Source organism: Saccharothrix saharensis, from assembly GCF_006716745.1.
GTDB classification, from domain to species: domain Bacteria; phylum Actinomycetota; class Actinomycetes; order Mycobacteriales; family Pseudonocardiaceae; genus Actinosynnema; species Actinosynnema saharense.
This window is the reverse complement of sequence record NZ_VFPP01000001.1, coordinates 2,375,708-2,389,172: the sequence shown is the minus strand read 5'-3', so window position 1 is coordinate 2,389,172 and position 13,465 is coordinate 2,375,708. Positions and strand designations below refer to the sequence as shown.

Genomic DNA, 13,465 nt, shown 5'->3' with positions numbered 1-13,465 from the left:
CGTGCTGCACCTGCGCGCCATCTGCCCGGTCGAGCGCACCGACGCGGTGCTGGCCGCGCTGCGGGAGCACTCCGGCGTCACGCACGTCGTGGTGCTGCGCGGCGCGGCCGTCGACCCGGCCGGTGACGTGGTGGAGTGCGACGTCGCCCGGGAGGCCACCGACCCGGTGGTGGCCTCCCTGTGCGAGCTGGGCGTCGACCGGGACGGCGGCGTCACGCTGGAGCAGATCGACACCGCCCTGTCCGACGCGGCCGACCGCGCCGAGGAGGCCGCACCCGGCGACGGCGCGGACGCGGTGGTGTGGGAGGAACTGCTGGCCCGCACCGGCGAGGAGTCGCGGCTCAACGTCACGTTCCTGTCGTTCCTGACCATCGCGTGCCTGCTCACGGCGGTCGCCGTGGTCACCGACTCGCCCGTCACGCTGGTCGGCGCGATGGTCGTCGGCCCGGAGTTCGGGCCGCTGGCCGCCATCGCCGTCGGCCTGGTGCTGCGGCGCTGGGACCTGGTGCGCCGGGCCGGCCTGGCGCTGGCCGCCGGGTTCCCGGTGGCGATGGTGATCACCGCGATCGGTACCTGGCTCGGTTCGCACACCGGCCTGTTCGACCCCGACCTCGCGCTGGCCGGCCACGAGCTCGACTTCGTCTTCGAGGTCGGGCCGTTCTCGTTGATCGTGGCGCTGCTCGCCGGGTCGGCGGGGATGCTGTCGATGACGTCGGCCAAGTCCGCCGCCCTCGTCGGGGTGTTCATTTCGGTCACCACCGTGCCCGCCGCCGGCTACGCCGCGGTCGCCGCCGTTCTCGGCCAGTGGGACATATGCCTCCAGTCGATTGCACAACTGGCGGTGAACCTCGTCGGCGTCGTGATGGCGGCGGCGCTGGTCCTGGCGTTGCGCAACCGCCGCGGGCAGGTCCGTGACCTGGGACGACCGCTGGCCGGCGGTTGACCGGGACGGGATTTCCACAAAAGGTGGAGCCGGGCGGTCCGTGAGCACTACCGTCACGGTGCCCGGACGGGTTCTGTCAGGACGGTCGGCACCGGGAGTAGGGTCGGAGGGGATGAGCGTGGAGATCACCGCCGGCCCGCAGGACATCGACGACGCTGCCCCCTCCGAGCTGGACGACGCGGTGGCAGCGGCCCAGTCGGTGTTGAGCGGCAGGTTCGGCGCACCGGTTCGGCTGGCCGACCCCGAGGACCTCGGGGGTGCCGGCCGGTCCGTCGTCGCCCGCGTCCGGGTGGCCCACACCCCGTTCTCCCTGCCCCGCACGCTCGTGGTCAAGCGCTACCCGTCGCCGGTGGCCGACCGCGACCCGTTCGCGCACGAGGTGGTGAGCCACAAGCTGCTCACCGCGCTGCCGTCCGAGGAGCGCCTGACACCCGAGCTGGTCGCGCAGGACAACGCCAAGCGGCTGGTCGTGCTGGAGGACCTGGGCAAGGCGCCCCGGCTCGCGGAGAAGCTGCTCGGCTCGGACGCGCGGGCCGCCGAACGGGGGCTGCTGTCCTGGGCGCACGCCATGGGCCGGTTGCACGCGACGACCGCCGGGCGTGACGCGGACTTCGACGCGCTGATGCGCCGCCAGGGCTCGCAGTGCTGCGCCGACCCGATCGTGGTGGACGTGCACACGGCGCTGGCCGGGCTGCCCGAGCTGCTGGTTGAATCGTTGGAAGTCGACACGCCCGAGTCCGTGCGCGCGTTCGCCGAGCAGGCCGTGCGCGGGTTCGTCACGTCACGCCGGCGCGCGTTCAGCCCGTCCACGTCGTGCCCGGACAACCACCTCGTGACCAGCAAGGGCGTCCGGTTCCTCGACTTCGAGGGCGGGTGCGTGCGCGACATCGTGTTCGACGCGGCGTGCCTGCGGGTGCCGTTCCCGTCGTGCTGGTGCGCCTACGGGCTGCCCGCGGGGATGTCGGAGGCGATGGTCGCGGCGTGGCGGGCCGAGGTGTCGTCGGTGTGGCCGGACCTGGACGACGACGCGGTGTTCCTGCCCCGGCTGCTGGAGGCGCAGCTGCTGTGGGTGTGGCTGGGCACGTGGCGCGGCCTGCCGGGCCTGGACTCGGCCCTGCCGTCCGGCCACCGCCCCCTCGACTCCCCGCCGCGCGTGGTCGTGCTGACCGCCCGGTGGGTGCGGCTGCGGTCCGACGCGCTGGCCGCGGGTGCGAAGCACATCGCCGAGCACGCCGACGACGTGATCTCGGCGCTGGTGGCGCGGTACGGCAGGCGTGCCGCCGAACTGCCGCTCTACCCGGCGTTCCGGTAGGGCCCGGCTGCCGGCCCGGGTGGCCCGGCGATGCTCGCTCGGTGGCTTGGCGGCCGGTCGTGCTCGGCTGGCGGTGGCCGGGCGGGTGGCCGGGTGTCGGCGGTCGGCGGATGAGGGATCGGTGTACTGCCGCGGTACCCGGCATTCCGCCCGCGTTGGGGTGTTCGTCCTCGGTGCGTCACGTGGCTGCGCGATCGTTCCCGTGTGGCCAAGACGGTGCGCAGCCTGGTGGTCCTGGGTGATTCGACGACGGTGGGCGTGGGTGATCCCGTGCCCGGTGGGTGGCGTGGCGTCGGCGCGCTGCTCGCGGCGGCGTTGCCGCACGCGCGGTACCACAACGTGTCGTTCACGGGGGCGCGGGTGGCGTCGGTGCGGCACCGGCAGTTGCCGGCGGCACTGGCCGCGCGGCCGGACGCGGCGGTCGTGCTGGTCGGCATGAACGACACCCTGCGGTCCGACTTCGACGGGCGGCGGGTGCACGTCGACCTGGACGCGGTCGTCGGCGCGCTGGTGTCGGCGGGGGCGGCGGTCGTCACGGTGCGGTTCCACGACCACAGCCGGGTGTTCCGGTTGCCGGGCGCGTTGCGGCGGGCGTTGCGGGCGCGGATCGAGGAGTTGAACGGGATCGTCGACGCGGTCGTGCGGCGGCACGGGATCGAGTGCGTCGACCTGGACCTGATGGACGGCGCGTACTCGCCGGACACGTGGGCGGTGGACCGGCTGCACCCGTCGGAGGCGGGGCACCGGCGGCTGGCGGCGGCGTTCGCGGCGCGGTTGGCGCGAGCCGGCTGCGAGGTACCGGGCCGGGTGTCGCTCACCCGCACGGGCGGGCTCGAGGTGACGCCCTTGCACCACGTGGTGTGGTTGGTGGTGAAGGGCGTCCCGTGGCTGTGGCGTCGCGGCCGGGACCTGGTCCCGTACGCGGCCACGATCGTGTACCGCTCGTGGGCCGGTCACCCCGAGCCCGCCCGGTACGTCGCGACGGAGGCGGTGGTCGGGCCGACCACCGCCGCACCGCCCCTGCGTCAGCCGAGCTTGTAGACGGTCGCCTCACCGGTGGTCGTGGCCTCGAAGTTGGCCGCGACCCACTCGCCGATCGCGTTCTCACCCCGCATGCCGCCGCCCATGCCGCCGGTGACGAAGTAGCCGATCCGGCCGTCCGCCACGTACTGCTGGAACTCCTCCAACGTCGGCGCGGGGTCGCCGCCGCTCCAGCCGCCGATGCCGATCACCGCCTTGCCCGAGTCCAGCGACAGGTTCGCCGCGCTCTGCGCGCTCACCGTCGCCGCCGCCCACGTCCCGGTGGTGGCCTTGAGCAGTTCGACAAGCTCGTCGGACGTCGCGCCCATCGGGCCGCCCATGCCGCCGCCGTCACCCGCGTAGGACGCCGGACCGGACATCGGGATGGAGCCGGCGTGCGGGGTGGCGGCGGTGGCCACGCCGAACGCCGCCGTGGAGGCGACGGAGGTGACCACCGCCAGCGCGGCGACCCGGCGCACGCCCATCACGATCGCCGTGGCCACCAGCACGGTCAGCACGGCCACCACCCAGCGCAGCGCGGGCAGCCACTCGCCGAACCGCTGGAGCAGCGCGAAGCCCCAGAACCCGGCGGCGGCCACCATCGCCGCCAGCGTGAGGCGCACCGGCGGGTGCCGGCGGCCACGCCACATCTCCCGACCGGCGATGGCGACGAGCGCGGCGACGCCAGGCGCGGCGGCGACGGTGTAGTAGGGGTGCGTGATGCCGCTCATGAAGCTGAACACGACCCCGCTGCCCAGCACCCACAACCCCCACAGCACGAGCGCCGCGCGGGTCCGGTCGGTGCGCGGCAGTCGGCGCGTGAACCACAGTCCCGCCACCACCCCGATGAGCGCGGCGGGCAGCAGCCAGGAGATCTCGCCGCCCATGCTCGCGCCGAACAGCCGGCCGAGGCCGGTCTCGCCGCCGAAGCCAATGTTGGCGTTCCCGCCGCCCGCGACCACGCCCCGGCCGCCGCCGAAGATCCGGCCGAGGCCGTTGTAGCCCATGGCCAGCTCCCACAGCGAGTCGTTCGACGACCCGCCGATGTACGGACGCGACTCCGTCGGCCACAGCTCGACCAGCGCGATGAACCACCCGGCGGACACGGCCACCGCCACACCCGCGCCGAGCAGGTGCAGCAGCCGCTTGAGCAGCGTCGTCGGCGCGGCCAGCAGGTAGGCGGCGGCGAACGCGGGCAGCACCAGGAACGCCTGACCCATCTTGGCCAGGAACGCGAACCCGATCGCCACGCCCGCCAGCGCGAGCCACCGGCCGGAGCCCTGCTCCAACGCCCGCACGGTGCAGTACGCGCCGGCCACCATCAGCAGCACCAGCAGCGCGTCCGGCAGGTTGAACCGGAACATCAGCACCGCGACCGGTGTCACGGCGAGCGCCGCGCCCGCCATCAACCCGGCCACCGCGCCGGACGTGCGCTTCACCGTGGCGTACAACAACCACACGGCCAGCACGCCCTCGATCGCCTGCGGCGCGAGCACGGTCCAGCTGGAGAACCCGAACAGCCGGGCGGACAACCCGCTCACCCACAGCGCGGCCGGTGGCTTGTCGACCGTGATCACGCCACCGGCGTCGAGCCCGCCGAACAGCCACGCGGTCCAGCTCTGCGCGCCCGCCTGGGTGGCGGCGGCGTAGTAGCCGTTCCCCCAGCCGGACGCGGTGATGTTCCAGAGGTACAGCACCGCCGTGCCGACCAGCAGCACGACCAGCGCGGGCGTGGTCCAGTTGCGTCCCGACGGTGTCGCGTCCGCGGTGGGTGCGGGCGCGGTCGGGGTTGCGGTGGTCATGGAAGGGGTCCTTGGGGTCGACGGTGTGGTCACGAGGCGGCCTCCGCGGCACGGCGCGGCCGGAAGACCCAGTTGCGCAGCAACAGGAAGCGCAGCACGGTGGCGAGGAGGTTGGCGCCGACGACCGCGACCAGCTCGGCCGGGCCTCCCGGCGCGGCGAACACGTGCAGCAGGGCCAGCGAGCCGCTGGTCAGCGCGAGGCCGAGGGCGAACACGAGCAGGCCCTCGAACTGGTGGCGGCCCGCGCCGCGCCGACCGCGCACGCCGAAGGTGAACCGGCGGTTGGCCGCGGTGTTGGCGATCGCGGTCAGCAGCAGCGCGACCAGGTTCGCGCCCTGCGCGCCCAGCCCGCCGCGCAGCGACACGAACAGCAGCAGGTAGGCCAGCGTGCTGACCACCCCGATCGCGCCGAACCGCACCAGCTGCTTGAACAACCCGGCGGGCACGCCCGGCGTCTGCGGCTCCAGCGGTCGCCTGCCGAGCTGGGCGCGCAGCTCGCCGATCGGGATGCGCCCGGTGAGCAGGCCGCGCGCCACCCGGGCCACGCCCCTCAGGTCGGCCACGGCGGTCGAGACGATGTCCACCCGGCTGTCCGGGTCGTCCACCCAGTCCACCGGCACCTCGTGGATGCGCGCGCCGGCCCGTTCGGCGAGCACCAGCAGCTCGGTGTCGAAGAACCACCCGGTGTCCTCGACGTGCGGCAGCAGCCGCCGGGCCACGTCGGCCCGGATCGCCTTGAACCCGCACTGCGCGTCGGTGAACCGGGTGGCGAGCGCGCCACGCAGGATCAGGTTGTAGCAGCGGGAGATGAACTCGCGCTTCGGCCCGCGCACCACCCGCGCGCCGCGGGCGAGCCTGCTGCCGATCGCCAGGTCCGAGTGCCCGGAGATCAACGACGCCACCAGGGGCGCGAGCGCGGCCAGGTCGGTGGACAGGTCCACGTCCATGTACGCCAGCACGGCGGCGTCCGACGCCGTCCACACCGCCTTCAGCGCGCGCCCGCGCCCCTTCTCCGCCAGGTGCACCGCCGCCACGGCGGGCAGTTCCCGGGCCAGCTCGTCGGCGACGGCGCGCGTGCCGTCCGTGGACGCGTTGTTCGCGATGGTGATCCGGAACGGGTAGGGGAAGGTCCGCGTCAGGTCGGCGTGCAGCTTGCGCACGCAAGGCGCGAGGTCGCGTTCCTCGTTGTGGACGGGCACCACCACGTCGAGCACGGTGGTCGTCGTGAGCGTGGTCATGGGCTCACCCTCGGGCGCTTGGCTGGGCGGCTCGTGTGTCATCGCTGTGCGCCCGCTGTGAGGTCGTAGACGTCCACGCCGTCCACCTCCGCCGCGGTGAACGTCTCCGCGACCCAGTCGGCGATGCGCTGGGACGCGTCGCTGCCGGTCTCCGCGGGCATGAGCGCGCCGCCGAGGAAGTAGTGGATCCGTCCACTTCGGACCAGTTCCTGGAACTCCTCCAGCGTGGGCGCCGGGTCGGTGCCGTTGAACCCGCCGACGGCCATCACCGGCTCGCCGCTGCCGAGCTGGTAGCCGGCCGCGTTGTTCGATCCCACGGCCGCCGCCGCCCAGGTGAAGCCGTCGCTGTCCCGCAACAGCCCCACCAGCTCATCGCCCGGTGTCGGTGCGCTGAGCAGGCCGCCCATCCCGCCACCGCCGCGGAGGGTGCTCGTGGCCCCGCCAGGACCCATGAGGACCAGGCCGCCGGGTCGGTTCGTCATCGCGGGACCGGCGCTGGGAATCGCGCCCGAGTGCGGTGTCGCGGCCGTGGCCACGGCGTACGAGCCCGGTCCGAGCAGCGCGGCGACCACGGCCACCGGCACCACCACGACGGCAGGCACGGCGGCGGCGAGGAACAGCCCCACCGCGCCGATCAAGCCGAGGACGAGCACGACCGCCGCCAACGCGGTCGACCAGTCCAGCAGCAGCAGGTAGCACTGCAGCGCCGTCACGGCCAAGGCTCCCGACAACGCCGCCGCCGCCACGGGATCGTGCCGCTCGCGCCACAACGCGACCGCGCCGATCCCGACCAACGCGCCGATCGCCGGCGCCAACGCCACCGTGTAGTAGGCGTGGATGATGCCGTTCATGTAGCTGAACACCGCGGCGGTGACCAGCAGCCAGCCGCCCCACAGCGCGAGCCCGACGCGTTCGGCGGCGCGCCCGGCCCACCACCCGGCGACCAGCAGCACCAGCGCGGTCGGCAGCAGCCAGGCGATCTGACCGCCCATCTCGTCGCCGAGCAGCCTGCTCCACCCGGCCGAGCCCCAGCCGCCACCACCGACGCTGCCGATCTCCTCACCGGTCAACCGGCCGAGCCCGTTGTAGCCCAGCGCCAGCTCCAGCACGCTGTCCGCCTGCGAGCCGCCGATGTGGGGTCGTGAGCCGGCGGGCGTCAGCTCCACCGCCAGCACCCACCAGCCGCCCGCGACGACCACCGCGCCCAGCGCCGCGGCCAGGTGCCACACCTTGCGCAGCACCGGCGCGGGCGCGAACGCCAGGTAGACCACGCCGAACGCGGGCAGCACCAGGAACGCCTGGAGCATCTTGGCCAGGAACGCGGAACCCACCGCGACCCCGGCCAGCGCCAGCCACCGCACCGAGGCCTTCTCGGTGGCGCGGACCGTGCAGTGGGCGCCCGCGACCAGCAGCAGCACCATCAGCGCGTCGGGGTTGTTGAACCGGAACATCAGCACGGCCACGGGCGTCAACGCCAGCACCGCGCCCGCGACCAGCCCGGCGGCCTCACCGGACGTGCGGCGCACGGTGGCGTGCAGCAGCCAGACGCTCGCCACGCCCATCAGCGCCTGCGGAACCAGGATGCTCCAGGCGTTGACGCCGAACAGCCGGGCCGACAACCCCATGACCCAGGTCGCCGCGGGCGTCTTGTCGACGGTGATCGAGCCGGCCGGGTCGGTCGCGCCGAAGAACCACGCGTGCCAGCTCTCGGCGCCCGCCTGGGCGGCGGCGGAGTAGTAGGCGTTGGCCCAACCGGAGTCGCCCAACCGCCACAGGTACAGCGCCGCCGTCCCGGTCAGCAGCAGCAACAGGGGGAGTCTCGCTCGCATGGGGTCGAGCGTGTCGGCGGAGGCTGGGCGGTCCTTGTGCCCCGGCTGTGAGCGGGCTGTGCGCGATCAACCCTTCCGCGCGGTCAGCGCGGCAGGTGCACGGTGAACGTGGTCCGGCCGGGCGCGCTCGCCAGCCGCACGCTCCCGTTGTGCGAGGCCACCACGGCGGCCACGATCGACAGGCCGAGCCCGGTGCTGCCCGCCGCCCGCGACCGCGACGTGTCGCCCCGGCTGAACCGCTCGAACACCTCACCCTGCAACCCGGCCGGGATGCCGGGACCGTTGTCGCTCACCGACACCCGCACCCCGCCCTCCACAGTGGACAAGGTGGTGGTCACCGCGGTGCCCGGCGGGGTGTGCGTGCGGGCGTTGGACAGCAGGTTCGCCAGCACCTGGTGCAGCTTGTGCGCGTCACCGGTCACCTCCACGGCGTCGGGCGGCAGCTCCATCCGCCACTCGTGGTCCGGCCCGGCGATGCGGGCGTCGCTGACCGTGTCGACCACCAGCCGCGACAGGTCCACCGGCTCGCGGGCCAGCGGACGTCCCGCGTCCAACCGGGCCAGCAGCAGCAGGTCTTCCACCAGCGATGTCATCCGCACCGCCTCGGACTCGACGCGGCGCAGGGCGTGCCCGATCTGCGCCGGCACCTCGTCGGACGTGCGGCGGGTCAGCTCGGCGTACCCGCGGATCGCGGCCAAGGGGGTGCGCAGCTCGTGGCTCGCGTCGGCGACGAACTGCCGGACCCTCGTCTCGCTGGCGTGCCGCGCCTCCAACGCGCTGCCGACGTGGCCGAGCATCCGGTTCAGCGCGAGGCCGACCTGACCGACCTCGGTGTCGGGGTCGGCGTACTCGTCGGGCACCCGCTCGGCCAGCGCCACCTCGCCCTCGTGCAGCGGCAGCTCGGCGACCCGGCTCGCGGTCGCGGCCACCCGTTCCAGCGGGCGCAGCGTGCGGCGCACGATCAGCGCGCCGGCCAGGCTCACCGCGACCAGGCCGGCCAGCGCCACGCCGCCGAGGATCCAGCCCATTCGCCACACCGTGGCGTTGACGTCGGCCATCGGCAGCCCGGTGATCACCTTCGTGCCGGTCGGCGTGGTCGTCGCGACCATCCGGTGGTCGCCCAGCTCCTCGCCCAGCCACACCGTGCGCGGTCGGCCGTCGGAGGGCACCGCCTCGGCCAGCGCCGCGACGTCGGTGGACAGCCTGGTCCGGTCGCCGCTGCCCCGGTCCAGCCGCTCGGCGTTGGTGCCGCCGTCGGGGTGCTTGATCAGCACCAGCGTGCCCGGGCCGAACCCGGGCTGCTCCAGCGGGTCGGCCAGGCCCGGGAACGGCGGCGGCGGCACGTCCCGCCGCACCCTGGTCGTGGTGTCGACCAGCTGGTCGTCCAACCGGGCGATCAGGGTGTCCCGCAGCGCGAACCCGGTCGCCACGCCGATGATCGCGCACACGACCGCCAGCAGCACCACCTGGGCCGCCACCAGCTTGGTCCGCAGCGGCCAGCCCGCCGTCCGCGACGGGCGCTCAGGACGAGGGCTTGAGGACATAGCCCGCGCCGCGCATCGTGTGGATCATGGGGGTCCGGCCGGCGTCGATCTTCTTGCGCAGGTAGGAGATGTAGAGCTCGACGATGTTGGCCTGGCCGCCGAAGTCGTAGCTCCACACCCGGTCCAGGATCTGCGCCTTCGACAGCACCCGCCGCGGGTTGCGCATCAGGAACCGCAGCAGCTCGAACTCGGTCGCGGTGAGGTCGATCGAGGTGCCGCCGCGGCGCACCTCGCGCGTGTCCTCGTCCAGCACGAGGTCGCCGACGACCAGCTCCGCGCCCGCGCTCGCCTCGGTGACGCCGGTGCGGCGCAGCAGCCCGCGCAGCCGCAGCACGACCTCCTCCAGGCTGAACGGCTTGGTCACGTAGTCGTCACCGCCCGCGGTGAGCCCGGCGATCCGGTCCTCCACCGCGTCCTTGGCGGTGAGGAACAGCACCGGCAGGCCGGGCAGGTCCGCGCGCACCCGGCGCAGCACCTCCAGCCCGTCGAAGTCGGGCAGCATGACGTCCAGCACCACCACGTCGGGCCGGAACTCGCGCGCGGTCCGCACGGCGGACGTGCCGTCCAGCGCGGTGCGGACCTCCCAGCGCTCCATCCGCAACGCCATGGACATCAGCTCGGCCAACGTGGACTCGTCGTCCACCACGAGGACCCGCACCGGACTGCCGTCCGGGCGGCGGAGTTCAGGGGAGGTCCCCGAAGCGGACACTGGGCGCATGCTCCCATCCTGAACCCGGCGCTTGAGCCGGACCTGTGCCGATCCTGTGTACCACCTGTGAAGCGGCACGACCCGCCGTGGCGCACGCACAGCCACCGCCCAACGACCGCACAGCCGGCTCACAGGCTCGCCCGGGACCGTGGTCGCCATGACTACCGAAACCGAGCAGCACCCGACGTGGGGTGAAGAGCCGCCGCCGCAGGCCGCCGCTGCGGGAACCGGCTGGAACGGCCGCAAGAGCCTCGTCGCGGTCGCCATCGCCGTGGGCATCGCCGCCGTCGGAGGCGGTGTCATCTACGCCGCGGCCAACTCCGACGCGGCACAGGGCATGGGCGGGCCCGGCGGGTACGGCCGGCCCGGTGGCGGTCTGATGATCATGGGCGGGCCGTTCGGCGACACCCAGCACGGCGAGTTCCAGAACGGCGAGGTCACCGAGGTGGGCGACACGTCCATCACGGTGAAGAGCGCGGACGGGTTCAGCGAGACGTACCGGGTCGACGACGACACGAAGGTCAACGGCGGTCAGAACGACCTCGACGACATCGAGCGGGGTGACCTCGTGACCGTCGTCGCGACCGAGGACGCCGACGGCGAAGCCACCGCGGACAGCATCATGAAGGGCGACGTGCGGCGCGGCGGCCCGCAGCCGCGGCAGAACGGCGGGCAGCCGCCGGCGCGGCCGGACGCGAACGACCAGCAGGGAACCCCGCCGACCCGGTAGAACTACCGGTATGACCAGACTGGCGCTCTCGGCACTGCTGGCGACCCTGGCCCTGATCGGCGTGGCGACGCCGGCGTCCGCCCACACCGACCTGCTGTCCAGCGACCCGGCGAACGGCGCGTCGGTGCCGCAGCGGCCGACCCGGCTCACGTTGACGTTCACCGAACCGGTGCCCGCCGAGAGCGCCACGGTCACCCTCACCGGCCCGGACGGCGCCGCGTGGCCCACCGGCGAGATCACCGCCGACGGGGCGACGCTGACCGTGCCGCTGGCGGGGAGCGCGTCGCCCGCAGGGCCGTACACCGTGTCGTGGACGGTCGAGTCGCTGGACGGCGACTTCGTCGACGGCACGTTCGCGTTCACGCTGACCGCGCCGGCGACGCAACAGCCACCGGTCGCCACCACACCCGCCCCGCCGCCCGCCGTGACCTCGGCGGACGCCGCCCCGACCACCACCTCCCCGTCCGCCGGCTCGACGGCCACGCTCGACGCGCCGCCCACCACCGGGACGTCTGCCCCGGCCGCCACCTCCGGTGACGGCGACGACGGTGGTGTGCCGCTGTGGGTGTGGATCCTCGTCGTGGCCGTGCTGTCGGTGATCGGCATCGCGGTCGGCGTCGGCCTGAACCGGCGCGCGAAGAGGGGCGCCGAACCGGCCGAGTAGTCAACGGCCAAGGGCCACGGTCCTCCCCATGACGGGCTCCCGCTCGCACCGCCGCGCCGGCGAAGTCGGCCATGTCCGCCACGACCGCGCGTTACGAGGACACCGCCGTGCTCGACTTCGTCGACCTCGGGCTCTGCATCCACGACAACAGGCTGCTGGGCGTGCGGCTCACCGGTGCGCGCAGTTGAAGGACTACCAGGAGCGGTCCGCGGGGTACTCCAAGGCCGTGACGACACCCGGACCCCACCAGCCGGACGCGCTGACCAACGCGGCCGGCACGCCGGACCACCCGTACGACGTGGTGGCGGGCCTGGACGCGCCGCTGACCTACGACATCGACCTGGCGCGGCCGGTCGGGCAGCGGATCACCGGGCCGGCGCACGACGGCGTGCCGGTAACGGCCGAGCAGGCGTTCGCGGTGGCGGTGAACAACTACCGGCAGTCCGGCGGCGGCAACTTCCCGCACGTCGCGACCGCGCCCGTGCCGCACGACCGGCAACCGGAGATCCGGCAGCTGGTCATCGACTGGGTCCGGGCGCGCGGCGAGGTCGACCCGGCCGCGTTCCACCGCGTCGACTGGCGGCTGGTCGTGGACGGCGTGCCGGTGGTGGTCGGGTGACGTTGCCGGACGTCCTCGGGCCGGGGTTGGACGTGCTGTTCTGCGGCATCAACCCCGGTCTGCTGTCGGCCGCCAAGGGGCAGCACTTCGCCCGGCCGGGCAATCGGTTCTGGCCCGCGCTGCACCTGTCCGGCTTCACGCCGCGCCTGCTGAAGCCCGCCGAGCAGGACGAGCTGCCCCGGTACGGGCTGGGCATCACGAACCTGGTCGCCCGGCCGACCGCGCGGGCGGACGAGCTGACGGCGGAGGAGCTGCGCGCGGGCGGCGTGCGGCTGACCGGGGTGGCGCGGCGCTACCGGCCGAAGGTGGTGGCGGTCGTGGGCGTGACCGCGTACCGGGCGGCGTTCGGGCGCAAGGCGGCGGTGATCGGCCCGCAGGAGGAGGCGATCGCGTCGTCGCGCCTGTGGGTGCTGCCGAACCCGAGCGGCCTCAACGCGCACTACCAACTACCCGCCCTGGCCGAGGTCTTCGGCCGGCTGCGGTCGGAGGTCGCCCGGTCGTGACGCGCAGCAGCGGCAATCCCGCACAGCTCAGAGGTTGCGCAGGCCGACCAGCACCCGTTCCAGCAGCGTGAAGTCCGGGCCGCTCGGCTCGGCGGCGTTGTCGTGCACGGCCACCACGCCCATCGAGATCAGGTCGCCCAGCAGCACCCGCGCCACGCCGAGCGGCACCGACAGCAGCGCGGAGACCTCGGCGACCGACCTCGGGTAGTTGGCGCACAGCTCCACGATCGAGCGCTGCTCGGCGGTGCTCTCCCGCATGGCGACCGCGATGCCGTCCTCCTCCAGCGAGACCAGCGTCTCCAGCCTCAGGTCGTGGCTGGAGGACGTGCGGCCACCCGTCCACGCGTAGGGGCGGACCAGCGGACCGGAGAACTCCTCCACGTCCGGCTCGGGCGTCCGGGTGGTCGGCACGGCCGGCATGGGTGGCGGGTCGAAGCGGAGGTCCCGGTCGAACGGGGCGGTGTCCTCCAGCGGCTCGTCCTCCAGGCTGCGCCGCAGCGCCGCCGAGCCGAACCTGGCGCCCGTCGCGCCCACCTCGCCCCGTGACGACCT

The 13,465-nt window shown here is 73.9% G+C and carries 13 protein-coding genes; 7 read left to right on the top strand and 6 right to left on the bottom strand.

Annotated elements, in window-relative coordinates:
• Position 1 precedes the first annotated feature (1 nt).
• The 3 genes from FHX81_RS09585 to FHX81_RS09575 all read left to right on the top strand — a co-directional run bounded on the left by FHX81_RS09585 (position 2) and on the right by FHX81_RS09575 (position 3,296).
• Positions 2–943: a DUF389 domain-containing protein gene (locus FHX81_RS09585; RefSeq protein WP_141977054.1), complete on the top strand. Its 942-nt coding sequence runs from the start codon at positions 2–4 to the stop codon at positions 941–943.
• A 112-nt stretch (positions 944–1,055) separates the two neighbouring features.
• Positions 1,056–2,255 carry a hypothetical protein gene (locus tag FHX81_RS09580; RefSeq protein ID WP_141977052.1) on the top strand — a complete coding sequence of 400 codons (1,200 nt, stop codon included), beginning with the start codon at positions 1,056–1,058 and terminating at the stop codon, positions 2,253–2,255.
• A gap of 204 nt (positions 2,256–2,459) precedes the next feature.
• A complete protein-coding gene (locus tag FHX81_RS09575; protein WP_246107723.1) occupies positions 2,460–3,296 on the top strand; it encodes an SGNH/GDSL hydrolase family protein in 837 nt (278 codons plus the stop codon).
• On the opposite strand, the gene FHX81_RS09570 is transcribed toward FHX81_RS09575, so the two are convergent.
• The 5 genes from FHX81_RS09570 to FHX81_RS09550 all read right to left on the bottom strand — a co-directional run bounded on the left by FHX81_RS09570 (position 3,281) and on the right by FHX81_RS09550 (position 10,406).
• On the bottom strand, positions 3,281–5,077 hold the full coding sequence (locus FHX81_RS09570) for an ArnT family glycosyltransferase (RefSeq protein WP_141977047.1): 1,797 nt from the start codon (positions 5,075–5,077) through the stop codon (positions 3,281–3,283). The two genes, FHX81_RS09575 and FHX81_RS09570, sit on opposite strands and share 16 nt — an antisense overlap.
• Positions 5,078–5,106: 29 nt before the next feature.
• Complete coding sequence (locus FHX81_RS09565) at positions 5,107–6,315, bottom strand: bifunctional glycosyltransferase family 2/GtrA family protein (RefSeq protein WP_246107722.1); 1,209 nt, start codon at positions 6,313–6,315, stop codon at positions 5,107–5,109.
• Between the two features lie 38 nt (positions 6,316–6,353).
• Entirely contained in the window at positions 6,354–8,144 is a 1,791-nt protein-coding gene (locus FHX81_RS09560) for an ArnT family glycosyltransferase (protein WP_141977043.1), read from the bottom strand.
• 83 nt (positions 8,145–8,227) lie between these two features.
• Positions 8,228–9,688 carry a sensor histidine kinase gene (locus tag FHX81_RS09555; RefSeq protein ID WP_141977041.1) on the bottom strand — a complete coding sequence of 487 codons (1,461 nt, stop codon included), beginning with the start codon at positions 9,686–9,688 and terminating at the stop codon, positions 8,228–8,230.
• The gene (locus tag FHX81_RS09550) at positions 9,666–10,406 is read right to left on the bottom strand and encodes a response regulator transcription factor (protein WP_141977039.1); all 741 of its coding nucleotides are present in this window, start codon (positions 10,404–10,406) and stop codon (positions 9,666–9,668) included. Before FHX81_RS09550 ends, FHX81_RS09555 begins: the two co-directional genes overlap by 23 nt.
• 148 nt (positions 10,407–10,554) lie before the next feature.
• Between FHX81_RS09550 and FHX81_RS09545 the strand changes: the two genes are divergently transcribed.
• From FHX81_RS09545 to mug, 4 genes are all read left to right on the top strand, one after another.
• Positions 10,555–11,127 (top strand): DUF5666 domain-containing protein, encoded by a 573-nt coding sequence (locus FHX81_RS09545; RefSeq protein WP_141977037.1) that lies wholly within the window; start codon positions 10,555–10,557, stop codon positions 11,125–11,127.
• 10 nt (positions 11,128–11,137) lie between these two features.
• Positions 11,138–11,791: a copper resistance CopC family protein gene (locus FHX81_RS09540; protein ID WP_141977035.1), complete on the top strand. Its 654-nt coding sequence runs from the start codon at positions 11,138–11,140 to the stop codon at positions 11,789–11,791.
• A gap of 184 nt (positions 11,792–11,975) precedes the next feature.
• Positions 11,976–12,410 carry a 5'-nucleotidase C-terminal domain-containing protein gene (locus tag FHX81_RS09535; RefSeq protein ID WP_246107721.1) on the top strand — a complete coding sequence of 145 codons (435 nt, stop codon included), beginning with the start codon at positions 11,976–11,978 and terminating at the stop codon, positions 12,408–12,410.
• On the top strand, positions 12,407–12,913 hold the full coding sequence (gene mug / locus FHX81_RS09530; protein ID WP_246107720.1) for a G/U mismatch-specific DNA glycosylase: 507 nt from the start codon (positions 12,407–12,409) through the stop codon (positions 12,911–12,913). Before FHX81_RS09535 ends, mug begins: the two co-directional genes overlap by 4 nt.
• A gap of 27 nt (positions 12,914–12,940) precedes the next feature.
• Here mug and FHX81_RS09525 read toward each other — a convergent pair whose 3' ends face one another.
• Entirely contained in the window at positions 12,941–13,447 is a 507-nt protein-coding gene (locus FHX81_RS09525) for a DUF742 domain-containing protein (RefSeq protein WP_141977032.1), read from the bottom strand.
• Positions 13,448–13,465 lie beyond the last annotated feature (18 nt).